The sequence below is a fragment of the Erwinia sp. V90_4 genome (assembly GCF_029967685.1).
GTDB lineage: Bacteria > Pseudomonadota > Gammaproteobacteria > Enterobacterales > Enterobacteriaceae > Erwinia > Erwinia aphidicola.
In genome coordinates, this window is record NZ_JASCAQ010000070.1 from 1 (window position 1) to 25,329 (window position 25,329).

The window sequence follows — 25,329 nt, forward strand, 5'->3', positions numbered from 1 at the left end:
TTTTTTGTTTTTATGCTTTTGACCCCGTAGGGTCGAGGCCTGCCTCGACCGGGTGTTTGAGGGGCGGGCATGCCCGACCCCTACGGGGCAGGAAAGCCGCGCTTCGGCGGGGTTTTTTGTTTTTATGCTTTTGACCCCGTAGGGTCGAGGCCTGCCTCGACCGGGTGTTTGAGGGTCGGGCAGGAAAGCGGCTTAGCGGTGTTATTTTACAGCGGCTGGCAGGCGATAACCAGGCGTGCCAGCGGGGTAATGTCGCCCAGCGCGCACTCAAACTGCTGCAGGGCACTGCTAACGCGCACGCGGCCCGGTGGAATACGCGTCAGGTGGCGCACCGTCACCTGGCCTTCCATCGATACCAGCCACTCGCCGTCAAGGATCTCCGCCCAGGCCTGCTCGGCAATCCACTGGCGCTGTCCTTCCACCACGATCAGCGGCTTCACCAATGCCGTGGCGCTGAACGCCAGAAAATCTTCATCCAGCATCACCGCCGTCAAATCGCTCAGCTTACCGGCCTCCAGCCGCTGACGCGGTAGCAATGTGGTATTCACTTTTTGTGATTCTTCAGCGCCTGCACCGCTCAAGGCTTCACCCTGACCCGTCACCAGCCAGTGCAGCGTTGCGCCGGTATCCGCCATGCAGCGCACCACAATATCCGAAGGGAAATAGCCGCGCGAGTAGCGGTTTGCCAGACTGCTGCTGGCAATGCCGAGGTGTTCTGCCAGTGCCAGCTTGGTGGAAAAACCATATGCCTGAAGCACACGGTCCAGCACTTCTTTTGCCCCACTCTGGAAATCGATTTGTAGGCTCAAGCTAAAACTCCTTGCTATTTCACTTTTAGTGAATATACAATTTGCATTGTAGGGTTGTGTGATTTTACTGGCAGTACGCAATACAACAACCCCGGAGTTTGCCCGAAAAGAGCAAAAATTACAATCTTCAGGCCTGCTATTCACCGCGATGAAAGCCAGTTATTCATCTTTTGTGAATTGCCTGCCGCTAACCGGAGAGTTCAAATGGCCGATGAGATGGACCGCGCACAGCAGCGCGAAGCCGAAAATCTGGCGCGCCACCTTGCGCGTGCCGTTCAGCGCCCGATGCAGCCCAGCGCCTTTTTCTGTGAAGCGTGCGGGGAATCGATCCCGTTGGCACGGCGCAAAGCGCTGGACGGCGTGACGCTATGCGTCAGCTGCAAAGAGATTGACGAACACCAGGCAAAACACTGCCGTTCCCCCCTTGCATAACGCCAGGTACAGTCGGCAGGGAAGCCGTACCCGCGCGGTTTTTGATTAAGTAAACTGCATGATCGACTGTAAAATCGTCTCTCCCCGGTGAAAAATCACGTCTGGCGCGTCCCGCAGTTAAAAATATCGCATTACATGTTTGGGTAAATGCCTCTGCATCTAACTACCTAATTATCATCGAGATAACCCGCTCATTAGCCGGGCCGAAAATACTTTTATTAATGATGAACGCTATGCTACTGTATATATATACAGTAATACTGGAGGGGGAAGTTGTGGATAAAGAATTAGCGGAACGAGTTATCCTGGAGCGGGTGGAACTGATTGCAAGGTTAACCTCTGAAGGGGTATGCCAGGAGCGCGATCGTGAGATTGCCCTGCACCTGATTGCCGACATTGCCAGCGGCATAGAGCTGAAAAATGCGCAGTTTTCCGTCATCTTTTCTGCCCAGCCGCAGAAGCGCTAAACGGCTTTTCAGTCCCGCTGTCCGGCCAAACTTGTTTGCGTATCAGGAACGGATGCCGCCCCCTCTACGCACCCTCCCTTATTAGCCCCTTTATGGGGCTTTTTTGTTTATATCGTTTCCCATAATCCGACTCCCGGTTGTCACACCGCTCCTACAACAGCCCCGCATTGAGCGGCTTGCGGCGAAATCGCACACTTCATCAGGTCATCCGGCAGCACGTATTTCAATCGGCCTGCCGTTCCTGAAAGCGCTTTAACCAATCCGGGAGAACCACCTATGAAAATTTTTGCCCTGCAGGGGGACAGCGTTGATGAAATCTGTTTTCGCCACTACGGCCGTACCCGCCAGGTGGTAGAGCAGGTCTACGCGGCCAATAGCGGGCTGGCAGAGCAGGGCGCCTGCCTGCCCCACGGCTACCCGCTTGAGCTACCCGACCTCCCGCGCTCTGCCACCCATGAAACGCTGAATCTCTGGAGCTAGCGATGGAGAGAAACAGCTCGATTGTGAGCTACCTGGTCGGTGTGCTGATGATGTGGGCCAGCCGCCACACGGTGCAGGACATCGCTTTTGGCATTGGGGCGCTGGTGGCGGTGGCTACGCTGGCCATCAATGTCGCCAACTTTTTTATCAACTGGCACTACCGCCGCAAAACCTGGCTGCTGTTACAGCTGCGCCAGGAGCAAAGGAAACACGATGAGTTCCACAGCTAAGAAGTGCGCGGTGCTGACGATTGTCACGCTGGCCGCGCTGCTGCCGGAGTTTCGCACCTTGCGCATCTCCTCTGACGGCCTGCTGCTGCTGGCGAATGCTGAAGGCTGCCGCACATCGCCGTACCAGTGCAGCGCCGGGGTGTGGACTAACGGCATCGGCCATACCCGTGGCGTCACGCCGCTCAGCGCGGTGAACGAGCGCCAGGTGGCGGTCAACCTGATCGACGACCTGCAGCGGGTGGAGCGCGGTATAGCGCGCTGCATGCCGGTCAGCATGCCGCAGCCGGTGTACGACGCCACGGTGTCATTTGCCTTCAACGTGGGGGTCGGTGCCGCGTGCGGTTCGACCTTCGCCACGCTGATTAACCAGCAGAAGTGGCGCGCCGCCTGCAGTCAGCTGCCGCACTGGATCTACGTGGATGGCAAATCGAGCCAGGGGCTGGTGCAGCGGCGCAGGGCAGAGCAGGCCTGGTGCCTGAAGGGGGCAGAGTGAAGCGCCTGCTGCCCTTGCTGTTGATGCTGCTGCTGGCGCTTTTCGCCGCAGTGAGCTGGAAGCTGGTGCGCCTGAACCAGCAGCTGCGGGTGCTGCAGCAGCAGAACGCCACTCTCAGCGCGGGGATCGTCAGCCGCGACGTCACCCTCAGCCAGATGCAGGAAGAGAACGGTCAGCGTGAAAAAAGCGAGCTGGCCCTGCGCCAGGCGCTGATTGATGCCGGCGATCTCGGGCTGAAACGTCAGCTCACTATGAACAGGATGATTGATCGTGATGAAGCACTTCGCCACTGGAGCACTGCTGCTCTGCCTGACGGGATTATCCGCCTGCAGCAGCGCCCCGCCTTCACCAGCGCCCGTGATTATCTGGCGTGGTTGTCCCAGGGTCAGCAGCTGCCCGATCCCCGGCAGCCAGAGCGTGACTCAGGGGGATCTGCTGGCCGACATTCGCCAGCTGGAGCAGGCGCTGCTGCTGTGCGGCCTGCAAATTGAAACCATTAAACAGTGTCAGGAGCAACACGATGTTAAAGCCAACCCTGTTACGCGCCGCTCTGCTGGCCCAGGTGCCGCTGCTGCAAACCGATCCGCAGCGGCTGACGCTCACCCTTGAGCCGGGACGGGTGGTCAGCACCCTCGCCAGCTCGCTGAGCTTTGAGTATCAGTACCCGCTGCGCGTCACGCTCAGCCAGTACGTGGACGACGAAGATGCGCTAATGCTGCCGCTGCTGCTGTGGCTGCGTGACAACCAGCCCGACCAGCAGGCCAGCGCGGATAAGCAGCAGAACGCCATCCTGTTCAGCCATCTGGAAAACGGCGATTTCAGCGTGCTGCTGCAGCTCACCGAGCGGGTGATCGTCAGCGAAATCGACGGCGCGCTGCACGCCACGCACGTCCCAGAGCCGCCGCAGCCGGAACACGTCCCGCGCCCGTGGCAGCTGTATATCAACCATCAGCTGGTCAGTGAATGGCCCGCCGTCTGAAAGCCAGAAGGAGTACGCAATGAATGAATTTGTCGTGGAGACCCGCCGCCAGCTCAATAACCTGCTGCGCATCGGCACCGTCAGCGAGGTCGATCTGCCCCGGGCGCGCTGCCGGGTGCAGAGCGATGGCAACCTGACCGGCTGGCTGCCGTGGCTGAACAGCAGCGCCGGCCAGGTGCGCAGCTGGCATGCGCCGTCGCCCGGTGAGCAGGTTCTCCTGCTGGCGCTGAGCGGCGAGCTGACCACCGCCTTTGTGCTGCCGGGGATTTTCTCCGATGCCTTCCCGGCGCCGTCGGCAGCAAAGGATGCGGTGTGCTGGCAGTTCCCGGACGGGGCGCAGATCGCTTACGAACCCGAGAGCGGCGCGCTGACCGCCAGTGGCATCCAGTCGGCCAGCATCCGGGCGGCGGTGAAAATTACCCTCGACAGCCCGCTGGTGGAGTGCACCCAGCAGCTGAAAGCGAAAACCTTTGCGCTCAGCGAAGGCGGCACGCTGCAGGGCAATATTAGCCACAGCGGCGGCAGCTTCTCTTCCAACGGGGTGGTGGCCCACAGCCACGTTCACGCGGGCGTCGAGAGCGGCGGCAGCAAAACAGCGGGGCCACAGTGATGAGCACAGCAACCTGGTCCGGCATGCAGCGCGACAGCGGCCTGCAGCTGACTGATATCGACCATATCCGCCAGTCGGTGCGCGACATCCTGCTGACCCCGCAGGGCTCGCGGGTGATGCGCCGTGAATACGGCTCGCTGCTGTCGGCGCTGCTCGACCAGCCGCAGAACGAGACGCTGCGCCTGCAGATTATGTCGGCCTGCTACATGGCGCTGCAGCGCTGGGAGCCGCGCATCACGCTCGACAGCATCCGCTACCAGCCGGGGTTTGACGGCAGCATGGAGGTAGCGCTAAGCGGCACCCGCAACCAGTCCACATTTTCCTTGTCCATTCCAGTGAGTTAACACCTATGGCCACGATTGATTTAAGTCAGTTACCCGCGCCGAACATCGTCGAAGCGCTGGATTTTGAGACCCTGTTGCAGCAGCGCAAAAGCGCGCTGATTGCGCTCTATCCCGCCGATAAGCAGGAGGCGATAGCCCGCACCTTAACCCTGGCGTCGGAGCCGATCGTCAAGCTGCTGGAGGAGAACGCCTACCGCGAGGTGATCCTGCGCCAGCGCATTAACGAAGCGGCGAAAGCCACCATGGTGGCATTCGCCAGCGGCAGCGATCTCGACCAGCTTGGGGTCAACAACGGCGTCACCCGTCTGGTGCTGAAACCTGCAGATAACGGCACGCTGCCGCCGACCCCGGCGCGGCTTGAGAGCGACGACGACTTCCGTCTGCGCATCGCCCAGGCCTTTGAGGGGCTGAGCGTAGCGGGGCCGGGCGGGGCCTATGAATATCACGCCCGCAGCGCCGATGGTCGCGTGGCGGATGTCACCGCCATCAGCCCGTCCCCGGCCGTGGTCACCATCACCGTGCTGTCGCGTGAAGGGCGCGGCGCGGCCAGCGCCGAACTGCTGGCCGTCGTCAACGCGGCGCTGAATGACGAGGAGGTGCGCCCGGTGGCGGATCGCGTCAGCGTGCAGTCGGCAAAAATCGTCGAGTACCGCGTTGAGGCCACGCTGTTTCTCTATCCCGGGCCGGAGGCGGAGCCGATCCGCGCCGCCTCGGCAGCCCGGCTGGCGGCCTTTGTAAACGCCCAGTCGCGGCTGGGGCGCGATATCCGCAGGTCAGCGCTGTATGCGGCGCTGCACGTCGAGGGTGTCCAGCGCGTGGAGCTGGCGCAGCCTGCTGCTGATGTGGTGCTGGATAAAACCCAGGCGGCGTACTGCACCGCTACGCAGATCGCGGTAGGAGGTTCCGATGAGTGACCGCCTGCTGCCCGTCGGCTCGTCACAGCTCGAGGTGGCCGCCGCCGAAGCCTGTGCGCGTCTGCAGCAGCTGCCGGTGCCGCTGCGCACCCTGTGGAACCCGCAGACTTGCCCGCTGCCGCTGCTGCCCTATCTCGCCTGGGCCTGGTCGGTCGACCGCTGGGATCAGGAGTGGCCGGAAGAGACCAGGCGTGCGGTGGTCGCCGCCTCGCAGTTTATCCACCGCCGCAAGGGGACGATTTCCGCCATCCGCCGGGTGGTGGAGCCGCTGGGGTATCTCATCCGTATTACCGAATGGTGGCAGAACAACGCCGCACCTGGAACTTTCAGGCTGGACGTCGGTGTACTGGAAACTGGCATTACTGAGGAGATGTACAACGAGCTGGAACGATTGATTGGCGACGCGAAACCCGTCAGCCGCCATCTTACCGGCCTGACGATCAACCTGGATACAAGCGGGAAGATATGGGCGGCTGCAGCCAGCTACAGCGGAGATGAGCTGACGGTTTATCCCTACACGCCAGAAGTTATTACCACGGGCGGCTACAGCTACAGCGGTGCTGCACTTCATATTATCGACAACCTGAGAGTAAACGCATGACGACAAAATATTACGCATTGCTCACCGAAATCGGTGCAGCAAAACTGGCAAATGCCACGGCTTTGGGTACAAAACTTCAGATCACGCAGATGGCGGTCGGTGACGGCGGGGGTACGTTGCCAACACCTGGCGCTAAGCAAACTGCGTTGATTGGGGAAAAGCGCCGCGCACCGCTTAATTCACTGAGCGTTGATCCGGTCAACAGCAGCCAGATCGTTGCCGAGCAGGTTATCCCGGAAAGTGAGGGAGGCTATTGGATCCGTGAGATCGGCCTGTTTGACGCTGATAACGCGTTAATTGCCGTGGCAAACTGTGCGGAAACCTACAAACCACAGCTGCAGGAAGGCAGTGGCCGCACCCAGACAGTACGTATGATCTTGATTGTCAGTAGTACCGCGGCGGTGACTTTAAAAATCGACCCATCGGTAGTACTTGCCACGCGTAAATACGTCGATGATAAGGTGATTGAAGTTAAAGCCTATATGGATGCCGGACTCGCAGGAAAGATGGATAAGGCGAAGAACGGCGCGGATATTGCTAATCCTGATGCATTTGTGGCTAATCTTGGGTTGGGTAGTGCCGAGGGGCGATTGAGGGCGGGATTTTTCACTTATAATCAAAGTGGTATTGCTCAGGGGATTAACCTTAATTCATTATTGCTTCCAGGTATTTATTTTCAAAATTACGATGCTCGCGCTAATATTCTATTAAATTATCCAGTTGAAGGCGTGTCAGGGAATTTAAATGTCTATCGCAATGCTGCGAATGGTATGGATGGGTGTATTCAGGAATACTCTTTATATAAAACTGGAGAAACCTACAGGAGGGTTTATCTCGCCCTTTCTAAAACATGGTCTTCTTGGAACAAAGTTATGGAATGGAAGGATGTCTCCGCCGTAATCACCAGCCAAGGATCAAATATCAATGGTAAATGGCGCAGGTTTTCAGACGGGAGTATAGAGATGTCAGGGCGTTCACCTGTAATATCTGATAATGGAGTTATTAATGTTACATACCCTGTAGCCTTACCCGGTATTACTCGCGATATCAGTATCACACAACTTACTAATCAATTGGCAACTGGATTAATCGCAACGATAGTATCTGACACATCATTCACCCCTACAGGATTTCAAACAAAAACTATAACAGCTAACGGTAGTCCCTCAACAAGCGCTTACATGTGGAGAGCTTTCTATGCGGCTTTTTAATTATGAAAATAAAACCGAATCGATTGTAGGTGTGCATGATTTATTATCAACAATAGAGCTGCCTGATGAACATTGGTTTTTCCAGTTTAATGAGGTTCCAGAAGGTAAGTTTATATCTGTTAATAACCTTGGTGAGCCTGTTCTAGTAGAGATAAGTTAGTTTTTTATTATTAATTCGCCCCGGAAGGGGCTTTTTTTTATCCTTCAATGTTGTGCTGTTTATCTTACATCTATCTTGAAATGTGAAGTTCTTCATTGCCTGTCATCATTACCTCACCCCAACCACGGAGTGTAATAAAGATGGCTAATTATCACCACGGCGTACGCGTCGTTGAAATCAATGACGGAACCCGCAGTATTTCCACGGTATCCACTTCTATTGTCGGCATGGTCTGCACTGCAGCGGATGCTGATGCCACCGTATTCCCGCTCAACACGCCGGTGCTGATTACCGACGTGCAGGCGGCGGTGGGGAAAGCCGGTGTCAGCGGCACGCTGGCGAAAGCGCTGCAGGCGATTGCCGACCAGAGCAAGCCGGTAACGGTGGTGGTGCGCGTTGAGGAGGGTGAAGACGAAGCGGCAACCACCAGCAATATCATCGGCGGCAGCGATGCTAACGGCCGCTACACCGGGATGAAAGCGCTGCTCGCGGCGCAGACCGACCTTGGCGTTAAGCCGCGTATTCTCGGCGTGCCGGGGCTGGATTCGCTGGAAGTGGCCACCGCGCTGGCGGCAATCTGCCAGCAGCTGCGCGCCTTCGGCTATATCTCGGCTTACGGCTGTAAAACGGTAAGCGATGCGCTCAAGTATCGCGAAAACTTCAGCCAGCGCGAGCTGATGGTGATCTGGCCCGACTTTGTCGCCTGGAACACCGTGACCAGCGCGGCGGAAACTGCCTATGCCACCGCCCGCGCCCTCGGCCTGCGCGCCAAAATCGATAACGACAGCGGCTGGCATAAAACCCTGTCGAACGTCGGCGTCAACGGCGTGACCGGCGTTTCCGCCTCGGTATTCTGGGACCTGCAGCAGGTGGGGACCGATGCCGATCTGCTGAATGAAGCCAGCGTCACCACGCTGATCCGCAAAGACGGTTTCCGCTTCTGGGGCAACCGCACCTGTAGCGATGACCCGCTGTTCGCCTTTGAAAACTACACCCGCTCGGCGCAGGTAATTGCCGACACCATGGCCGATGCGCATATGTGGGCCAACGACAAGCCGCTGACGCCGACGCTGGTGCGCGACATTATCGCCGGGATCAACGCCAAGTTCCGTGAGCTGATCAACGCCGGTTATCTGCTGGGCGCCAACTGCTGGTACGACGAAAGCGCCAACAGCCAGGAGAGCCTGAAAGCCGGCAAGCTGTATATCGACTACGACTACACCCCGGTGCCACCGCTGGAAGATCTGACCCTGCGTCAGCGCATTACCGACAGCTACCTGGCGAACTTCGCCGCTTCTGTGAACAGCTAAGGAGAAACCCTCATGGCACTGCCTAAGAAACTGAAATACCTGAATTTGTTTAACGATGCCAACAGCTATCAGGGCGTGGTGACCTCACTGACGTTGCCGAAGCTGGCGCGCAAGCTCGACCCCTATCGCGGCGGCGGCATGAACGGCGTGGCGCATATCGATAATGGCCTGGAGGACGATGCGCTGGATCTGGAGTGGACCATCTCCGGCCTCGACGACCGCGTGCTGAGCCAGTGGGGTGGCGCCACGGTGCCGCTGCGCTTTATGGGTTCCTACCAGCGTGACGACACCGACGAGACCATCGCGGTGGAGGTGGAGCTGCGCGGCAAGCATCAGCAGTTCGACTTCGGCGAGAGCAAGCAGGGTGAGGAGAACGAAACCAAAATCACCACCAAATGCACCTACTACAAGCTGAGCTGGAACGGCAAAGCGCTGATTGAGATCGACACCGTCAACATGGTCGAGATCGTGAACGGCATCGACCGCCTGGCCGAGCACCGTAAGAACATCGGCCTGGTTTAATCCGTAGGGGTCGGGCATGCCCGACCCGCTTTCCAATGAAATAAGGAATCCTCATGCAGCAGTCAGAAAATACCGTTCAGCTGGTCACGCCAATCGTGCGTGGCGAAACGACCATCGCCAGCGTCGAGCTGATCAAACCGAATGCGGGCGCATTGCGCGGCACGCGGCTGGTGGATCTTGCCGGATCGGACGTCGACGCGCTGATCGTGGTACTGCCGCGCATCACGCTGCCGAACCTGACCAAATCAGAGTGCCTGAACCTTGACCCGATCGATCTGATTGAGCTGGGCGGGCGGGTGATCGCTTTTTTGTCGGCGAAACCGGACACCTCCGCTGGCCCGACGGGCTGACGGTAGATGACCTGATGGCGGATATCGCCGCCATCTTTCACTGGCCGCCGTCGGAAATGAACGCCATGCCGCTGGCAGAACTGCTCGCCTGGCGGCACAAGGCCATCGTGCGCAGCGGGACACAGAGTGGAGAGTCATGATGAGTATTAAACTCGGTCTGGACGGACTGCGCAAAGCGGTGATCCGGGCAAGCCTGTTCTTAAACGATCTGCCCGGGGAGACCCACTCCCTTGGCAATGCCATGTTTCAGCAGCGCGTGGCGCTAACGGCCAGCGCGACGCGCACCCGAAACGCCACGCGCAACAGTAAATCAGCACTCAAAGCCAGCAAGGAGCGCCTGCAGGAGATCCGCATCACCGAGGCGCTTGAGCGCCCGCAGCGGGCCCGCGACAACCTTAATAAGGCACAGCAGCGCTTTACGCTCGGTCAGAGCAAGGTTCAGCAGCGCTATCAGGCCGGGCAGGGTGTGGTAGATAAGATCGGAGCGGTCAGCGGTCAGGCAATGAGCGTGGCCCGTCAGGGGGCGAAGCTGCTGCAGCCGGGCTATCAGGCGCTGACGGCGCAGCCCGCTGCAGCAACGCCGGGGGCGGAACCATCGCCTGCCGCCGGGTTGCCGCCCACGCGCGCAGCGGCAAGCGCCGATAACCTTGCGGGGGATATCGCCCGGCTGAACGGCGCGATAGAGGCCATCAGCATCGCTATCTTCCAGCAGCTCGACGGCACCCTGCGCAGCCTGACGCAGACCGCCACAGGGCTACTGGGCAGTGTGGATCGCTGGATCCAGGCTAACCCGGCGCTGGCGGGCGGGATGGCCCAGCTGGTGGCCGGCGGCGTGATACTGGTCGGGGCGCTGGGGGCGATCGGCTCAGTGGTGGCACCGGTGCTGAGCGGGCTGAATCTGCTGATCGCCGGCGCCGGGATGCTGAGCAGCGTCTTTACTTTTGCCGGAGGGGCGATGACGGCTGCGCTGGGGGCAATAACGCTGCCGATAGCGGGCATCGCGCTGGCTGTCGCGGCGGGTGTGGCGCTCATTTACCAATACTGGGAGCCAATTAGCGCGTTCTTCGCCGGAGTGATGAGGGGGATTGGTTCCGCACTGGCTCCTGCGGCGCAATTTTTCGCGCCTTTTAAACCCGTATTTGACAGGGTGGGCGCGGGGATCGCCTGGCTGTATGACGCTTTTAAACAGCTGATGCAACCGATCGCGCTGACAGGAGAAGCGCTGAATAAAATTGGCGGTGCCGGGGAGTGGATAGGCAAAGCGCTGGGCGATGCCTTTATGCTGCCGCTGAAGATATTCAATGACCTGAGCAGTGGCATTATCGGCCTTATGGAAAAGCTCGGGCTTATTGATAAAAAATCGGCGGATGCGCAGGCATCACTGCGCGACCAGCCGCCAGAACAGCCGCCTTTATCTGCCCTCGGCGGTGCAGGAGAAAGCTTCCCGCAGAGTGAATTTCCTGTCGCGCTGGGCGGTGCCCGTTACAAACCGGTGACCGCCACCACCAGCAGCAGCAGCCAGCAGAACACCTTTAACAGCAGCTACGTGATTAATGTTCCTGCAGGCATGGGGGAGGCAGACGTACGCACCCTGATCGAGAATCACGAGCAGCAAACGCGTGCGCGGGCCGCTATCAGCCAGCGCAGCAGTTACCTGGGGTAATAAACCATGATGATGATTTTAGGTATGTTCGTATTCCAGCGCCGCACCCTGCCTTTCCAGACCATGACGCATCAGAGCGCTTACCGTTGGGCGGCGGGCAGCCGTATCGGCTCGCGCCCGGCTCAGCAGTTTCTTGGCGTTGGGGATGAAAGCATCACCCTGGCAGGGGAACTGCGCCCGGAAATCACCGGGGGAGTGCCGTCACTGGCGATTTTGAAGGGCATGGCTGAGAGCGGGCGCGTCTGGCCGCTGCTCAGTGGTGAAGGGATACCTTACGGGATTTTTGTTATTGAAGCGGTGAATGGTGTCCATACCGATCTGCTGGCGAACGGAGCGGCGCAAAAAATTAGCTTTACCCTACAGCTTAAGCGCGTCGACGGTTCGCTGGATGGGCTGTATGGCGACCTGAAACAGCAGCTGGAGCAGATTTACGGCGAGGTGAGCGCTAAGGCACGCGAGCTGGCAGGGAGCCTGTTATGAATAACTCGATTCCGGTCGATATCGGCGCGCAGCTGGCGCCCGATTACCTTATTCGGCTCAATAACCGCGATATCACCGACAATCTGCGCAAGCGTCTGCTGAGTATGACGATTGATGATGCCCGGGGTCTGGAAGCCGACACGCTGACGCTGTTACTGGATGACAGTGACGGCTGGCTGATGATGCCGCAGCGCGGCGCTATCCTGCGCGTGTATATCGGCTGGCAGGGTAGGCCGCTCTTCTGCAAAGGGGATTTTATCATTGATGAACTGCATCACACCGGGGCGCCCGACCGATTAACTCTGGTCGGGCGCAGCGCCAACCTGAGCGAATCACTGACGCAGAAGGCGCAGCACTCCTGGGATGAAACCACGCTGGGGCAGGTCGTCTCTGAGATAGCTGAGCGCAACAGCCTGCAGGCTAAAGTCAGCGATGGGCTGGCATCTATCAGCATTGCGCATCTCGACCAGACGGATGAGAGCGATGCCCAGTTCCTGACGAAGCTGGCGATAAATCATGGTGCTACCGTCACCGTTAAGGAGAACACCGTTCTGATGCTGCCCCGTGGCGGCAATAGAACCGCTCAGGGAACCGAGATACCACCCATCGTGTTAACGCGCAAAGAGGGCGACCAGCATGCCTGGCAGGTGGTGTCAAAGCTGCAATACAGCGGTGTCCAGACCCGCTGGCTGCAGCTTGATAAAGCCAGCAGCGGTAAGGTCAGAGCGTTTCGCGCCATCACGGATAACCAGCCGGAGCTGTTTGGCGACGGCGATGAGCAGGACAGCCCGCTGCCGCTTTATCAGCGGGAGGTTATCATCAGTGAAGTGTTCAGCACGCAGGATGAAGCAGTCAGAAGAGCAGAGGCAGAGTGGAAGGCGCGCCAGACCTTGACGGCCAGCATGAGCTTCGTCCTGGCGATGGGGATGCCTGCCCTGTTCCCGGAAACCCCGGTGCGGCTGCGGGGATTTAAAACGGTGATTGATGCGCAGCAGTGGACCGTGGTCAAAGTGGGGCATGTGATTGATAGCACAGGATTTCGCACGACGGTAAATCTGGAAAGCTCGTGGAAAGGTGAAACCTACCAGCTCCTTATTGAAGCTGACTAGCCCACGAAGTGAAAAATTCACTTGATGATTCACTTAAAGTGAATATAATTGGTTTTATTCACACAGTGTGAGTTTAACTGACCCCCACGGAGTTCACTTATGATGCCTTGCCCGATTTGCCAGCATAACAGCCACGCCCGCTCCAGCCGTATCATCAGCAGTGAGACCAAGGAGCGTTATCACCAGTGCCAGAACCTGAACTGCAGCTGCACGTTCAAGTCGATGGAGACGATCACCAGCATTGTTGCCCGCCCGCTGGACGCCAATACGCCGCCCCCGCCCGCAGCGGCGACGAAGGCGCCGACCAGCCGTCTCGGCAGTTAGATCTTGTGCTTCCCCCCAGCGGCGGGGTCACTCCCGCCCTGGCTTTTGCTGCCCCCTTTCCCGGTTTTCTGCGCTATGATGGTCCGCTTCCCCCGAGACTGCTGGCGCCCCTATGACCGATATTTCTCCGCACACTCCGATCTTCGACGGCCATAACGATCTGCTGCTGCATCTGTGGCTGCATCATCCCGATAACCCGGCTGAAGCCTTTATGCAGCAGCGCCTGAGCGGCCATCTGGATTTTGCCCGCATGCAGGCTGGCGGCTTTGCCGGGGGGCTGTTCGCCATCTTTGTACCGCCAGCCGACTACGTGGCGAAATTCCCCGCGCGCCAGGCGCAAGTTTTCGACCCGCTGGCGATTGTCGAGCAGCAGCTGCACATCCTGCAGCAGCTGGCGGCGGGATCGGCGGGGCGCGCTAAGATCTGCCGCAGCGTGGCCGAGATCGAGCGGTGCCTGGCCGACGGCGTGCTGGCGATGGTGATGCATATAGAAGGGGCGGAGGCGCTGGATGACGACTTTAGTCAGCTGGCGCGCTGGGTTGACGCCGGGCTGCGCAGCATCGGGCCATTCTGGAATACCCCGAACCGCTTTGGTTTTGGCGTCAGCGGCCGCTTTCCCGGCTCGCCGGATACCGGCGACGGCCTGACGGAAGCGGGTAAGCGACTGATCCGCGCCTGCAACCAGCAGCGGCTGATGATCGACCTGTCGCACATGAATGAAAGAGCCTTCTGGGACACGGCGCGCCTGAGCGATGCGCCGCTGGTTGCCAGCCACTCTAACGTCCACGCCCTGTGCCCGCAGCCGCGCAACCTGACTGACAGCCAGCTGGCCGCCATCGCAGACAGCGACGGGCTGGTGGGGCTGAACTTTGGCACGGCGTTTCTGCGCGCCGACGGCAAGCGCGATGGCGATATGCCGCTCAGCGTGATGGTGCAGCACCTCGACTATCTGCTGGAGAAGCTGGGGGAGGATCGCGTGGCTTTCGGTTCCGATTTTGACGGTATCAATCTGCCGGACGAGATCGGCGACGTCAGCGGCCTGCCGCGGCTGCTGGCCGCGCTGCGTGCGGCGGGTTACAGCGAAGCGCTAATCAACAAGCTGTGCCGCGCCAACTGGCTGCGCGTGCTGAGAAAAACCTGGGGCAAATAATGCCCGGCTTTTGAACCAAATAGTTCAAAATAGCATAAACCGTGCAGATTTTAGGGTTGATATCGATTTATCATAGGCGCAACATCTGTGCCGCCAAATTCTTATAATTTGACAACATGCCGATCCCTTGTCGACACTGACAGGTGTGACGTCTGTTTTTTGAACACCAAGAGGATATGATTATGTGGACTAAACCAACTTTCATCGATATGCGTCTGGGCCTGGAAGTGACCTTATATATCTCCAACCGTTAAATTGCCGTCATACTTCGCACTGTAACTGCGTTAGCTTTCCTCGACCACCCCGGTCACTTACTGATGTAAGCTCCCGGGGATATGCTGCGTTGCTGCCTTGTTACAGCACGAATTATTTAGGCAATTGCATTGATGCCTGCGTTATTGCGGGCATTTTTAATTCCTAATCCCGGTTTCCCCATGAAAATCAAAGTTCTCGGCTCTGCGGCCGGTGGCGGCTTCCCGCAGTGGAACTGTAACTGCCGCAACTGCCAGGGCGTGCGCGATGGCAGCATCCCGGCTACGGCACGTACCCAGTCCTCGATAGCCGTCAGTGATAACGGCAGCGACTGGGTGCTGTGTAATGCGTCGCCCGATATCTGCCACCAGATCGCCGCCAATCCCGAACTCAATAAGCACGGCGCGCTGCGCGGCACGGCGATCGGCTCGATCATCCTTACCGACAGCCAGATCGACCACTGCACCGGGCTGCTCAACCTGCGCGAAGGCTGCCCGCACCAGGTGTGGTGTACGCCAGAAGTGCACGCGGACCTGACCAGCGGCTTCCCGATCTTCACCATGCTGAAGCACTGGAACGGCGGGCTGCAGCATCACGCTATTCAGCCCGGCGAGCCGTTCTCCGTGGCGGTCTGCCCGGCGCTGACCTTTACCCCGATTGCCATCCTCAGCAACGCGCCGCCCTATTCGCCGTATCGCGGGCGCCCGCTGCCTGGCCATAACATCGCGCTGATGATCGAAAACCGCGCAACCGGCAGCAAGCTGCTGTACGCACCGGGCCTCGGCGAGCCGGATGCTGCGCTGCTGGCGCTGATGGCGCAGGCCGACTGCCTGCTGATTGACGGCACGCTGTGGCAGGATAACGAGCTGGCAAACACCGGCGTCGGGCGCAATACCGGGCGTGATATGGGCCACCTGGCGCTGGGCGAAGAGCAGGGGTTGATGGCGCTGCTCGCCGATCTGCCCGCCAGGCGTAAGATCCTGATCCACATTAACAACACCAATCCGATCCTTGATGAATCCTCCGCCGAGCGTGCCGCGCTAACCCGGCAGGGCATCGAGGTCAGTTTTGACGGCATGAGTATCGAACTATGAGCACTCCGACCCTGATGACCCCTGAGCAGTTTGAGCAGGCGCTGCGCGATCGCGGCGCCTGTTACCACATCCATCACCCTTTCCACATTGCCATGCACAACGGCGAAGCGACGCGTGAGCAGATCCAGGGCTGGGTGGCGAACCGCTTCTACTACCAGACCAGCATCCCGCTAAAAGATGCGGCGATCATGGCGAACTGCCCGGATCCCCTGACGCGCCGTAAATGGGTGCAGCGCATCCTCGATCATGACGGCCAGGGCGACAGCGACGGCGGTATTGAAGCCTGGCTGCGCCTGGGTGAAGCGGTAGGGCTGGATCGTGAGGTGCTGCTCTCCGGGCGCATGGTACTGCCTGGCGTGCGCTTCGCGGTGGATGCCTACGTCAACTTTGCCCGCCGCGCGGTGTGGCAGGAAGCGGCCTGCAGCTCGCTGACCGAGCTGTTCGCCCCGCAGATCCACCAGTCGCGCCTCGACAGCTGGCCGCAGCACTATCAGTGGATTGAAGAAGAGGGCTACGGCTACTTCCGTGGCCGCCTCAGCCAGGCCCGCCGCGACGTGGAGCACGGCCTGCAGCTGGCGCTGGAGTACTGCGACACGGTAGAGAAGCAGCAGCGCATGCTGGAGATCCTGCAGTTCAAGCTCGATATTCTGTGGAGCATGCTCGACGCGATGACCATGGCCTACGTCCTGCAGCGCCCACCGTATCACACCGTCACCGACCAGCCCGTCTGGCATAAAGGAGGGCTGCTGTGAGCACCCTACAAACCATCCCGATGTTCCGCCGCGGCTACCGCCTGCAGTGGGAGGAAGTGCAGGGCTGCCATGTGATCCTCTACCCGGAAGGCATGGCGAAACTCAACGACAGCGCCGCCCTGATCCTTGAGCTGGTGGATGGCACACGCACGCTGGCGCAGATCGTCGATACCCTGAACGCACGCTTCCCGGAAGCGGGCGGCGTGGACGATGACGTCATCGATTTCTTCGCGGCGGCGCGCGAGCAGAAGTGGATAATTTTCCGTGAACCAGCCTGAATCCCACGTTAAGCCACCGCTGTGGCTGCTGGCGGAGCTGACTTACCGCTGCCCGCTGCAGTGCCCGTACTGCTCGAACCCGCTCGACTTTGCCCAGCAGGAGAAAGAGCTGAGCACCGAACAGTGGATCGAGGTGTTCAAACAGGCGCGCGCGATGGGCGCGGTGCAGATCGGCTTCTCCGGCGGTGAACCGCTGGTGCGTAAGGATCTGGCTGAGCTTATCAAGGCGGCGCGCGATCTCGGCTTCTACACCAACCTGATCACCTCGGGGATCGGCCTGACGCAGAAGAAGATCGACGCCTTCGCCGAGGCCGGGCTGGATCATATTCAGATCAGTTTCCAGGCCAGCGATGAAGTGCTGAATGCGGCACTGGCCGGCTCCAGGAAGGCGTTCCAGCAAAAGCTGGAGATGGCGCGTGCGGTGAAGGCCCACGGCTACCCGATGGTGCTTAACTTCGTGCTGCACCGCCACAATATCGATCAGATCGATCGCATTATCGAGCTGTGCATTGAGCTGGAAGCGGATGACGTTGAGCTGGCGACCTGCCAGTTTTACGGCTGGGCGCAGCTTAACCGCGAAGGGCTGCTGCCGACGCGTGAGCAGATTGAACGCGCTGAAGCGGTGGTGCATCGCTACCGTGAGAAGATGGCCGCCAGCGATAACCTCGCCAACCTGCTGTTTGTCACCCCGGACTACTATGAAGAGCGGCCCAAGCCGTGCATGGGCGGCTGGGGCGCGATCTTCCTCAGCGTCACGCCGGAAGGCACCGCGCTGCCGTGCCACAGCGCGCGCCAGCTGCCGGTGCAGTTTCCGTCGGTGCTGGAGCAGAGTTTGCAGGATATCTGGTTTAACTCCTTCGGCTTTAACCGCTATCGCGGCTTTGACTGGATGCCGGAGCCGTGCCGCTCCTGTTCGGAGAAGGAGAAGGACTTCGGCGGCTGCCGCTGCCAGGCGTTTATGCTGACCGGCAGCGCCGACAACACCGACCCGGTGTGCAGTAAATCGGAGCATCACCACCAAATCCTCGCCGCGCGTGAGCAGGCCAACTGCACCAATATCCAGGTGAACCAGCTGCAGTTCCGCAACCGCGCTAACTCCCAGCGGGTTAACGCGCAGCTGATCTTCAAGGGCTGACGGATGCTGCGCCTCAGTAACGGCCTGCGGGTTAGGCGGGTCAGCGACCCGCAGGCGACCCGTGCGGCGGCGCTGCTGCAGGTTGATGTCGGCAGCCACCAGGAACCGGACGCGTGGCCGGGGCTGGCACATCTGCTGGAGCATCTGCTGTTCGCCGGTAGCCGCAGCTTCAGCGGCGCGCAGCGGCTGATGAGCTGGCTGCCCGCGCAGGGTGGGCGGCTAAATGCCACCACCCAGGGCAGCAGCACGGCTTTCTTCTTCGAGTGCGCGCCCTCCCTGCTGGCAGAAGCGCTGGCGCGGCTCAGCGATATGCTGGCGGCGCCGCTGCTGGCTGAGGAGGCCATCCGCCAGGAAATCGCCACCCTCGACGCCGAGTGCCAGCTGCTGAGCAGCCATCAGGAGACGCTGTGTGAGGCGGCGCTCAGCAGCGCCTTTCAGCCGCATCCGTGGCAGCGTTTTCAGGCGGGCAATGCCCGGCATTTTGGCAGCGACATCGCGGCGCTGCTTGCCGCGCTGCGCCAGTTCCATCAGCGCTATTACCGCGCGCCGCATATGACACTGTGGCTGCACGGGCCGCAGAGTGACGACGAGCTAGGGCAGCTGGCGCAGCATTACGCCAGCACGTTCGTCAGCGAGGAGGCCGCCCCGGCGCCGCTGCCCGCGCTGCGCCTGGCTCCGCAGCGGGATATCGCCCTGCAGCTCAGCGGTGCGCCGCGCCTGCGCCTCTCATACCTGCTGGACGGGGAGTATCAACGCGAGCTGACGCTGCTGCGCCAGCTGCTGCTGGATGAAGCAGAGGGCGGGCTGATGGCCGCGCTGCGCGCCGACGATCTCGCCGATGAGGCGCGCCTGCTGCTGGCTTACCGCAGCGCTTCGCAGACGGTGGTCAGCATTGAGCTGACGCTGGTGGATCGGCAGCAGTCCGCGGCGGTGGAAGGGCGGGTGCTGCACTGGCTCCAGCAGCTCACGCAGCTCACCGCGCAGCAGCGCCAGCACGCGGCGCTGCTGGCGGATCGGCACTTTTCCCGGCTGCCGCCGATGGACCAGCTGCGCGAACGGGCGTTTGGCTTTGCGCCCGTGCAGGCAGCCGATGTGGATCTCAACGCGCTGCTGGAGGGGCTGCACCCGGCGCGCGCGACCCGCCTGCGCATCTCCGATCGGCCACTGCCGCTGCGGGCTGCGCAGGGGTTCCCCTTACGCTACCAGCCGGGGCCGTTTAAACCGGCACGCCGTGCTGGCCCGGATCTGCGCTTCTATCCGCAGCCTGGCGGCACGGTAACGCCGACATTGCCGGTGCATCAGGCATTACTCCACCATCAGCCCGGCCCTGAGCAACCGATCCTGCTGCTCAGCCCGCTGGAGGCGCTGCCTGCGTCCTGGGGCGAGATCCTGCAGGCCAGCCTGCGATCGCTGGCGGCCAGCTGCGTGCATCAGGATGCCGCACTCAGCGTCAGCCGCCATCAGGGGCTGTGGTTGATCCAGCTCAGCGCCAGCCCGCTGCTGATGGTGAGCACGCTGAGCGATCTGATCGTCCGCCTGCGATCGCTCGCGCCTCAGGCGATCGCCCAGGGCAAACGCGCACATCAGCGCCAGCAGCAGACGCGGCATGCAGGCATTGCGGTACGTGCGCTGCTGGAGGCGTTACCGGAACTGCTGCAGGCGGCCGCTGACACTCCGGCAGGCAACATGCTGCCGCACGTTGCCTGGCAGGCCACGCTGGAAGGGGGCGACGCGGCGCTGCATCAACAGCTGGCGCAGCTGCTGAGTGCCTTCCCCGGCGCAATCAACCCGGCGGTGCGCGCCTTGCCCGAGCCCATCGCGCCGCAGCCTGAATATGCCATTGCCACCGCCAGCCCCGACGCCGCGCTGCTGCTGTTCTGCCCACTGGCAGAGAACAGCGCCGCATGCCTCGCCGCGTGGCAGCTGCTGGCGCTGATCTATCAGCCGGCTTTTTTCCAGCGCCTGCGCGTGGAGCAGAATATTGGCTATGTGGTCAGCTGTCGTTTTCAGCAGGTGGCGGGCCAGCCTGGCATCCTGTTTGCGCTACAGTCGCCCACCTTCAGCGTGGCGCAGCTGTGGCAGTGCATTGACAAATTTTTATCGCAGATGACGCAGCAGCTGGCCGCAATGACGGCGCAGCAGCTGGCGGATAATCAGGCGGTGTTAACCGAGTCGCTGGACAGCAGCAGCCAGGACGCGCTGGTGCTCAGCCTTGAGCGCTGGCAGCAGCGCCAGAGCGTTGCCGCGCCGCTGACGCAGGGCGCGATTGCCGGGCTGGGCCTCGAACGGCTTCAGCATTGCCACCTGCAGCTGTGCCAGCAGCGTGAACGCTGGTGGCGGGTGAGTAATCAGCTTAAATGAGGGGGCAGGCCATCTGATATGACCTAATGTGACGTGATTACCAGCTAAGTTTCTCGCCGCTGGCTTTTACATTTTGTTTGTACATCATATCTAAGTTGTTGTAATTACACATATCAATAGCGCCCTGGCAATAATCCGCAATCACTTTGTCCATTACTGGGCGATTTTTGGCTTGTGTCATCTGCTTGAAAGCCTTGAGGTTTTGCTTTTCCATCATGCGCAACGTGGTAGGTTGGCACATATCGATACTGCCTTCACAGTAGTCTTTTTTCACTTTTGCCTGAATGTATTCAATCACTTCTTTTTTTTGGGCTTCCGACCCGTCGAAATCCATTGGATGAATAAAGGCAGCGTGCAGATTAAAAGCAGCAGTGAACAGGGCTAACCCCAGAATTTTTTTCATGAACATCTTCCATGGTTGTTAAATCATTAGCTGTGTTGCTGAATTCTAACATCAACGCAAAAAATTGTTGAATACCGAGCCTTAAACACCGCATAAAATATTTCGGGCTTATCCCAGTCAGGCGCCAGCCTTCAACACTGGTTTCAGAGAGGGTACGCAAAATCTTTATCCGTTGGTTCCCGCGCTAATCCAGGGCAAAGCGTGCACTTATCGCCTGCTGATTCCTCTTCCGCCTGCAACATTGTGTCGCGTGGATGCTGGGGGCGTTTCACCAGCTGGATATCAGCGAAGCCTCGCCGCGGGATATGACCCTGGCGCAGGCGCTGCAGCTGACCGGATAGTCGCGCCAGTGAAAAATATTTTCACCCGACCGCAACCTTTGCCCAAACTCCAGCGAAACTCCAGTTAAGGTCATCAGGCACTCTGCCTTTTTTCATACTGGAGAAACAACATGCGTTACAAAACCTCGTTAAGTACGCTGGCTGCCGCAGCCGTTCTGAGCCTGACACTGCCCGTCACCTCCGCGCTCGCCGCGCTGCAGGTGGGCGAGAAAGCCCCCGATTTCAACCTGAGCGCTGCGCTGGCGGGTAAAGCCACCACCTTTAATCTGCAGCAGGCGCTGCAAAAAGGGCCGGTGGTGCTCTACTTCTTCCCGGCCGCCTTCAGCGCGGGCTGCACGCTGGAAGCGCACGATTTCGCCGAAGCCACCGATGAGTTCAAAAAACAGGGCGCCACCGTGATTGGCGTTACCGCCGGTAACGTTGACCAGATTGCTAAATTCTCCCAGCTTGAGTGCCGCGACAAGTTCACCGTGGCCGCTGACCCAGGCGCGAAAGTGGCCGCAGAGTATAAAAGCACCATGGAGATGAAAGGCCAGACCCTCTCTGACCGTACCTCTTATGTGATTGCGCCCGATGGCAAAATCCTGCTGAGCTACACCGATAAAAACCCGGACGCGCATATCCAGAAAGCGCTGGACGCGGTGAAAAAATATCGTCAGGCCAACCCGGCTTAACTTCCTAACCTGAGTGGGTTCATCATGCTGACTGCCATCGCCGCCGCCTTCCTTGGCGGCATTATTCTCAATCTGATGCCGTGCGTGTTTCCGGTTATCTCGCTGAAGGCGCTGAGCCTGATCCGCCACCACGACAAGCCCGCCCAGGCGCGGGCTGAAGGGCTGGCGTTTCTGGCGGGCGTGGTGGTCACCATGCTGCTGCTGGTGGGCGTACTGCTGCTGGCCCGCTCCGGCGGCTCGGCGGTGGGCTGGGGCTTCCAGCTGCAGTCGCCGCTGGTGATTGCGCTGCTGATCCTGGTGATGCTGCTGTCGGCACTGAACCTGTTTGGCCTGTTTGAAGTGGGCATGTCGGTGCAGCGCGTCGGCGAAGTGGGCAGCGGGCGCGGCGGTCTGACCGGCTCGGCGCTGACCGGGGCGCTGGCGATTATCGTCGCCACCCCGTGCAGCGCGCCGTTTATGGCCAGCGCGGTCGGCTATGCGCTGACCCAGCCGCCCGCCGTCAGCGTGGTGATCTTTATCGCGCTGGCGCTCGGTTTTGCCGCGCCCTTTACTCTGGTCTCCTTCTTCCCGCTTCTGGCACGCGTGCTGCCAAAACCGGGCACCTGGATGGTGACGCTGAAGCATGCGCTGGCTTTCCCGATGCTCGCTGCGGTGGCGTGGCTAATCTGGGTGCTGGAGCGCCAGGCGGGATCGGCGGCGCTGGCGGCGATCCTCGGCTGCTGTCTGCTGGTGAGCTTTGCCGCCTGGCTGTATGGCATGGCGCAGAAACGCCGTATGATGGGCCAGCGCCACTGGGCGCTGCACACTGCTACCGCGCTATTTATTTTGCTGGCGGTGCCGCCGCTGGCTAACCTTAAAGCGTCGGCGGATGAGCCAGGCAGCGCGCAAGCTTCTGAAGCCGCCGCCGCCGTGGCGTGGTCCCCGGCCAACGTCGATGCGATTAAAGGGCAGGGCAAACCGATCCTGGTGAACTTTACCGCGTCATGGTGCATTACCTGCCAGGTGAACGACCGCACCTCGCTGTCGACCCAGGCGGTGAAGGCGGCAATGGCGCGTACCGATACCATCTATATGGTCGCCGACTCGACAAAGTACAATCCGGACGTGGAGCAGGCGCTGAGTGATTTTGGCCGGGGTGGATTACCGCTCTACGTGGTTTATCCGGCCGACGGCGGTAAGCCGGTGGTGCTGCCGCAGGTGCTGACGCCAAACATTGTGATTTCGGCGCTCGATAAAGCGACAGCCGGCGCAAAAAAAACGTAAACAGACGGGAGTAAACCTCTGCGTAATGCGATGCCTTAAGTTTCTCAGGTCAGGCAATGGCGGACACTGACGCCCGCGCGCGGTTATGGCCAGCACTCATGGCCCGTGCCCAGGCAGGCGACAGAGACGCCTATAACCAGCTGCTGAAAGCGATGGTGCCCGCCATCCGCGGCTTCGTGCGCAAAAAAATCGCCGATGAGGCGCTGATTGAGGATGTGATCCAGGAGACGTTAATGGCGATTCACCGCGTGCGTCACACCTACGATCCCCAGCGCCCGATCCTGCCGTGGGTGGCGGCGATCAGCGCGGCGCGGGCGATTGATGCTCTGCGCCAGCGCGGGCGCCGCCACGAAGTGCAGGATGACGAAGCGCTGCAGCAGCAGCCCGCCCGTGAAGGGGCTTATATCACCACCGAGGGTGAAGAGTTAAACGGTTATCTCGGCAGCCTGCCGCTGCGCCAGCGCGAGATCGTCGAATCGGTCCATCTGCGCGAGCAGAGCCTGGCGCAGGCGGCGGCGGAAAATAATCTGTCGCTCTCGGCGGTGAAATCACTGTTGCATCGCGCAATGCTCAACCTACGTAAATATGGAAGCGGTAATCATGAGAAATCATGACCATCTGATCGACAAACTTAGCGGCTCAGCCCGCCCGGTGAAGCGCACCTGGCCGACCGGCTGGCGCGTGGCTGCCTGGATCGCGGCGGTGCTGCCGTGCGGTACGCTCAGCAGCTGGGCGCTGCACTCCCGCTTCACCGACTGGACGCAGAGCGGGGCGCTGATGGCGCTCGCCACGCTGCTGCTCTCGCTGATTATCGGTGCCAGCACTATCGCCGGGGCGTTTAACCTCAGCATCGCAGGCCGCAAGCCGCTCGGGCTGCGCTGGGCCGCGCTGCTGGCCGTGCTGTGGCTGGGGCTCAACCTGCTGAACACCGCGCCCACTGCCGCCGTCCCGCAGCATGGTCGCTTCGGCGAGGGCATCCACTGCTATCTGTTTATGCTCTCCGCCAGCCTGCCGATGATTGTCATCTCCATCATCAGCCTGCAGCGCACCCGTTCGCTCTATCCGCGCCAAAGCCTGGCGCTGGCCGGCTGCGGCATCGCTTTTATGTCCTCGATGCTGCTGTCGCTGTGCCATGAAATCCACCTGCACGCGCTGGACTTCGCCATGCACCTCGCGGCGGGCGTGACGATTGTGGTATTGACGGTGGTGCTGGGGAGGCGGTGGATTGGGGTGGATGGCAATATGATCTGAGAGTGACCTGCCTCAAGTCGTTTCTAACGACCCGGCTGGATGGTGATAGTGAGCGGTAAGAATAATGCAAATTTGCACTTGTGCACAGTGCAGGTGTGCGTTATTGTGTGCTCTATCGTTTGAGAAGGAGACTCTTACGGCATGCTAAGACATATCGATAGTTTCAGGGATGAGTGGCTGATGGATTTTTTCATATACGGCAAAGCGCATAGAAAGATCCCATCAACTATCGAATCCGCTCTTGCAAGAAAACTCGACATTATCAATGCGGCGGCCACATACAAAGATTTGAAATCGCCACCGGGAAATCGTTACGAAGAGCTGAGTCCACCTTTAGATGAGTATTCTGCTATTCGAGTGAATCAGCAATATCGGCTGATTTTTAGATGGGTTGACGGTAAGGCTTTAGACTTGTACCTGGATCCGCACAACTACAAAAATCACAAATGATAAATGTAGACCCAGATTAAACAGCAGGCAGTGTTACTTAAGTGTCTCGCTTCAGAGTGTTTGAACTTAAAAGAGAGTAAGTCATGAAACAGGCAACCCGTAAACCGAGTACTGTTGGGGATATTCTTCAATACGAATATCTGGAACCGCTTGGATTAAAAATCAATGATTTAGCTCAGATGATCAATATGCATCGCAATTCTGTTAGCGCACTGGTCAATAACAACCGCAAACTAACGCCTGACATGGCCTTCAGGCTGGCCGCTGCATTTGAAACCAGCGTCGAGTTTTGGTTAAACCTGCAGAACAGCGTTGATATTTGGGAAGTTGAAAATGATGCACGCGCTCAGGAAGAGATTAGCCGGGTAACTTCCGTAATGGAATTTATGGCGAAGAGAAAAAGCCAGGAAGAACAGGCGGCATAGTGTTTTTAGCCT

At 59.7% G+C, this 25,329-nt stretch carries 35 protein-coding genes and 2 pseudogenes; 35 read left to right on the top strand and 2 right to left on the bottom strand.

Features of this window, described 5'->3' with window-relative positions; genetic code table 11:
* Positions 1-206: 206 nt before the first annotated feature.
* Positions 207-809: a phage repressor protein CI gene (locus QLG07_RS22685; RefSeq protein WP_048917352.1), complete on the bottom strand. Its 603-nt coding sequence runs from the start codon at positions 807-809 to the stop codon at positions 207-209.
* Between the two features lie 204 nt (positions 810-1,013).
* Between QLG07_RS22685 and QLG07_RS22690 the strand changes: the two genes are divergently transcribed.
* The 29 genes and pseudogenes from QLG07_RS22690 (at position 1,014) to pqqF (ending at position 20,510) form a co-directional block, all read left to right on the top strand.
* Positions 1,014-1,241, top strand: coding sequence for a TraR/DksA C4-type zinc finger protein (locus QLG07_RS22690; protein ID WP_282470209.1), 228 nt, complete (start codon positions 1,014-1,016; stop codon positions 1,239-1,241).
* 275 nt (positions 1,242-1,516) lie between these two features.
* A pseudogene (locus QLG07_RS22695) lies at positions 1,517-1,696 on the top strand (hypothetical protein); the annotation flags it as partial.
* A 288-nt stretch (positions 1,697-1,984) separates the two neighbouring features.
* Positions 1,985-2,188 carry a tail protein X gene (locus QLG07_RS22700; protein WP_282470210.1) on the top strand — a complete coding sequence of 68 codons (204 nt, stop codon included), beginning with the start codon at positions 1,985-1,987 and terminating at the stop codon, positions 2,186-2,188.
* 2 nt (positions 2,189-2,190) lie between these two features.
* Positions 2,191-2,418 carry a hypothetical protein gene (locus QLG07_RS22705; protein ID WP_048917348.1) on the top strand — a complete coding sequence of 76 codons (228 nt, stop codon included), beginning with the start codon at positions 2,191-2,193 and terminating at the stop codon, positions 2,416-2,418.
* Positions 2,402-2,911 carry a lysozyme gene (locus QLG07_RS22710; protein WP_282470211.1) on the top strand — a complete coding sequence of 170 codons (510 nt, stop codon included), beginning with the start codon at positions 2,402-2,404 and terminating at the stop codon, positions 2,909-2,911. The genes QLG07_RS22705 and QLG07_RS22710 overlap by 17 nt, the downstream gene beginning before the upstream one ends.
* Positions 2,912-2,934: 23 nt before the next feature.
* Positions 2,935-3,255: pseudogene (locus tag QLG07_RS22715) on the top strand (LysB family phage lysis regulatory protein); the annotation flags it as partial.
* Positions 3,185-3,520 (top strand): Rz1-like lysis system protein LysC, encoded by a 336-nt coding sequence (gene lysC, locus QLG07_RS22720; RefSeq protein ID WP_222941430.1) that lies wholly within the window; start codon positions 3,185-3,187, stop codon positions 3,518-3,520. The pseudogene QLG07_RS22715 and the gene lysC, both read left to right, overlap by 71 nt.
* The gene (locus tag QLG07_RS22725; protein WP_133624834.1) at positions 3,432-3,890 is read left to right on the top strand and encodes a phage tail protein; all 459 of its coding nucleotides are present in this window, start codon (positions 3,432-3,434) and stop codon (positions 3,888-3,890) included. Before lysC ends, QLG07_RS22725 begins: the two co-directional genes overlap by 89 nt.
* A 19-nt stretch (positions 3,891-3,909) precedes the next feature.
* Positions 3,910-4,500 carry a phage baseplate assembly protein V gene (locus tag QLG07_RS22730; RefSeq protein ID WP_048917344.1) on the top strand — a complete coding sequence of 197 codons (591 nt, stop codon included), beginning with the start codon at positions 3,910-3,912 and terminating at the stop codon, positions 4,498-4,500.
* Positions 4,500-4,844 carry a GPW/gp25 family protein gene (locus tag QLG07_RS22735; RefSeq protein ID WP_282470212.1) on the top strand — a complete coding sequence of 115 codons (345 nt, stop codon included), beginning with the start codon at positions 4,500-4,502 and terminating at the stop codon, positions 4,842-4,844. Before QLG07_RS22730 ends, QLG07_RS22735 begins: the two co-directional genes overlap by 1 nt.
* Before the next feature lie 5 nt (positions 4,845-4,849).
* Positions 4,850-5,758, top strand: coding sequence for a baseplate assembly protein (locus QLG07_RS22740; RefSeq protein WP_282470213.1), 909 nt, complete (start codon positions 4,850-4,852; stop codon positions 5,756-5,758).
* Positions 5,751-6,359, top strand: a complete 609-nt coding sequence (locus QLG07_RS22745; RefSeq protein ID WP_230048796.1) for a phage tail protein I — start codon at positions 5,751-5,753, stop codon at positions 6,357-6,359. The genes QLG07_RS22740 and QLG07_RS22745 overlap by 8 nt, the downstream gene beginning before the upstream one ends.
* The gene (locus tag QLG07_RS22750) at positions 6,356-7,570 is read left to right on the top strand and encodes a phage tail protein (protein WP_282470214.1); all 1,215 of its coding nucleotides are present in this window, start codon (positions 6,356-6,358) and stop codon (positions 7,568-7,570) included. The genes QLG07_RS22745 and QLG07_RS22750 overlap by 4 nt, the downstream gene beginning before the upstream one ends.
* Positions 7,557-7,730 (top strand): hypothetical protein, encoded by a 174-nt coding sequence (locus QLG07_RS22755; RefSeq protein WP_282470215.1) that lies wholly within the window; start codon positions 7,557-7,559, stop codon positions 7,728-7,730. The genes QLG07_RS22750 and QLG07_RS22755 overlap by 14 nt, the downstream gene beginning before the upstream one ends.
* 140 nt (positions 7,731-7,870) lie before the next feature.
* Positions 7,871-9,040 (top strand): phage tail sheath protein, encoded by a 1,170-nt coding sequence (locus QLG07_RS22760; RefSeq protein ID WP_048917305.1) that lies wholly within the window; start codon positions 7,871-7,873, stop codon positions 9,038-9,040.
* 12 nt (positions 9,041-9,052) lie between these two features.
* Entirely contained in the window at positions 9,053-9,562 is a 510-nt protein-coding gene (locus QLG07_RS22765; protein WP_048917304.1) for a phage major tail tube protein, read from the top strand.
* Positions 9,563-9,615: 53 nt separating this feature from the next.
* A complete protein-coding gene (locus QLG07_RS22770; RefSeq protein WP_048917303.1) occupies positions 9,616-9,912 on the top strand; it encodes a phage tail assembly protein in 297 nt (98 codons plus the stop codon).
* 14 nt (positions 9,913-9,926) lie between these two features.
* The gene (locus tag QLG07_RS22775; protein ID WP_053110448.1) at positions 9,927-10,052 is read left to right on the top strand and encodes a GpE family phage tail protein; all 126 of its coding nucleotides are present in this window, start codon (positions 9,927-9,929) and stop codon (positions 10,050-10,052) included.
* Complete coding sequence (locus QLG07_RS22780) at positions 10,049-11,575, top strand: phage tail tape measure protein (protein ID WP_282470216.1); 1,527 nt, start codon at positions 10,049-10,051, stop codon at positions 11,573-11,575. Before QLG07_RS22775 ends, QLG07_RS22780 begins: the two co-directional genes overlap by 4 nt.
* 6 nt (positions 11,576-11,581) lie before the next feature.
* Entirely contained in the window at positions 11,582-12,055 is a 474-nt protein-coding gene (locus tag QLG07_RS22785; protein ID WP_048917301.1) for a phage tail protein, read from the top strand.
* Positions 12,052-13,164 carry a contractile injection system protein, VgrG/Pvc8 family gene (locus QLG07_RS22790; protein WP_282470217.1) on the top strand — a complete coding sequence of 371 codons (1,113 nt, stop codon included), beginning with the start codon at positions 12,052-12,054 and terminating at the stop codon, positions 13,162-13,164. Before QLG07_RS22785 ends, QLG07_RS22790 begins: the two co-directional genes overlap by 4 nt.
* A 99-nt stretch (positions 13,165-13,263) precedes the next feature.
* A complete protein-coding gene (locus tag QLG07_RS22795) occupies positions 13,264-13,488 on the top strand; it encodes an ogr/Delta-like zinc finger family protein (protein WP_048917299.1) in 225 nt (74 codons plus the stop codon).
* Between the two features lie 112 nt (positions 13,489-13,600).
* On the top strand, positions 13,601-14,638 hold the full coding sequence (locus tag QLG07_RS22800; RefSeq protein ID WP_282470218.1) for a dipeptidase: 1,038 nt from the start codon (positions 13,601-13,603) through the stop codon (positions 14,636-14,638).
* A 182-nt stretch (positions 14,639-14,820) separates the two neighbouring features.
* Positions 14,821-14,892, top strand: coding sequence for a pyrroloquinoline quinone precursor peptide PqqA (pqqA, locus tag QLG07_RS22805; protein WP_072166356.1), 72 nt, complete (start codon positions 14,821-14,823; stop codon positions 14,890-14,892).
* A 180-nt stretch (positions 14,893-15,072) separates the two neighbouring features.
* Positions 15,073-15,984, top strand: a complete 912-nt coding sequence (gene pqqB / locus QLG07_RS22810) for a pyrroloquinoline quinone biosynthesis protein PqqB (RefSeq protein ID WP_282470219.1) — start codon at positions 15,073-15,075, stop codon at positions 15,982-15,984.
* Complete coding sequence (gene pqqC / locus QLG07_RS22815) at positions 15,981-16,736, top strand: pyrroloquinoline-quinone synthase PqqC (protein ID WP_048917296.1); 756 nt, start codon at positions 15,981-15,983, stop codon at positions 16,734-16,736. The genes pqqB and pqqC overlap by 4 nt, the downstream gene beginning before the upstream one ends.
* Positions 16,733-17,014, top strand: a complete 282-nt coding sequence (gene pqqD / locus QLG07_RS22820) for a pyrroloquinoline quinone biosynthesis peptide chaperone PqqD (protein WP_282470220.1) — start codon at positions 16,733-16,735, stop codon at positions 17,012-17,014. Before pqqC ends, pqqD begins: the two co-directional genes overlap by 4 nt.
* Positions 17,001-18,149: a pyrroloquinoline quinone biosynthesis protein PqqE gene (gene pqqE, locus QLG07_RS22825; protein ID WP_048917295.1), complete on the top strand. Its 1,149-nt coding sequence runs from the start codon at positions 17,001-17,003 to the stop codon at positions 18,147-18,149. The genes pqqD and pqqE overlap by 14 nt, the downstream gene beginning before the upstream one ends.
* A gap of 3 nt (positions 18,150-18,152) precedes the next feature.
* Positions 18,153-20,510, top strand: coding sequence for a pyrroloquinoline quinone biosynthesis protein PqqF (pqqF, locus tag QLG07_RS22830; protein ID WP_282470221.1), 2,358 nt, complete (start codon positions 18,153-18,155; stop codon positions 20,508-20,510).
* 37 nt (positions 20,511-20,547) lie between these two features.
* Here pqqF and QLG07_RS22835 read toward each other — a convergent pair whose 3' ends face one another.
* Positions 20,548-20,913 (bottom strand): hypothetical protein, encoded by a 366-nt coding sequence (locus tag QLG07_RS22835; protein ID WP_191149552.1) that lies wholly within the window; start codon positions 20,911-20,913, stop codon positions 20,548-20,550.
* Between the two features lie 451 nt (positions 20,914-21,364).
* On the opposite strand from QLG07_RS22835, the gene QLG07_RS22840 reads away from it, so the two are divergent.
* The 6 genes from QLG07_RS22840 to QLG07_RS22865 all read left to right on the top strand — a co-directional run bounded on the left by QLG07_RS22840 (position 21,365) and on the right by QLG07_RS22865 (position 25,317).
* Complete coding sequence (locus QLG07_RS22840; RefSeq protein ID WP_048917293.1) at positions 21,365-21,928, top strand: peroxiredoxin; 564 nt, start codon at positions 21,365-21,367, stop codon at positions 21,926-21,928.
* Between the two features lie 24 nt (positions 21,929-21,952).
* Entirely contained in the window at positions 21,953-23,191 is a 1,239-nt protein-coding gene (locus QLG07_RS22845) for a thioredoxin family protein (protein ID WP_282470222.1), read from the top strand.
* 56 nt (positions 23,192-23,247) lie between these two features.
* A complete protein-coding gene (locus QLG07_RS22850) occupies positions 23,248-23,805 on the top strand; it encodes a sigma-70 family RNA polymerase sigma factor (RefSeq protein ID WP_099754353.1) in 558 nt (185 codons plus the stop codon).
* Positions 23,792-24,442: a DUF1109 domain-containing protein gene (locus tag QLG07_RS22855; RefSeq protein WP_282470223.1), complete on the top strand. Its 651-nt coding sequence runs from the start codon at positions 23,792-23,794 to the stop codon at positions 24,440-24,442. The genes QLG07_RS22850 and QLG07_RS22855 overlap by 14 nt, the downstream gene beginning before the upstream one ends.
* Positions 24,443-24,583: 141 nt before the next feature.
* Positions 24,584-24,892, top strand: a complete 309-nt coding sequence (locus QLG07_RS22860; RefSeq protein WP_282470224.1) for a type II toxin-antitoxin system RelE/ParE family toxin — start codon at positions 24,584-24,586, stop codon at positions 24,890-24,892.
* Between the two features lie 83 nt (positions 24,893-24,975).
* The gene (locus tag QLG07_RS22865) at positions 24,976-25,317 is read left to right on the top strand and encodes a HigA family addiction module antitoxin (protein ID WP_282470225.1); all 342 of its coding nucleotides are present in this window, start codon (positions 24,976-24,978) and stop codon (positions 25,315-25,317) included.
* Positions 25,318-25,329 lie beyond the last annotated feature (12 nt).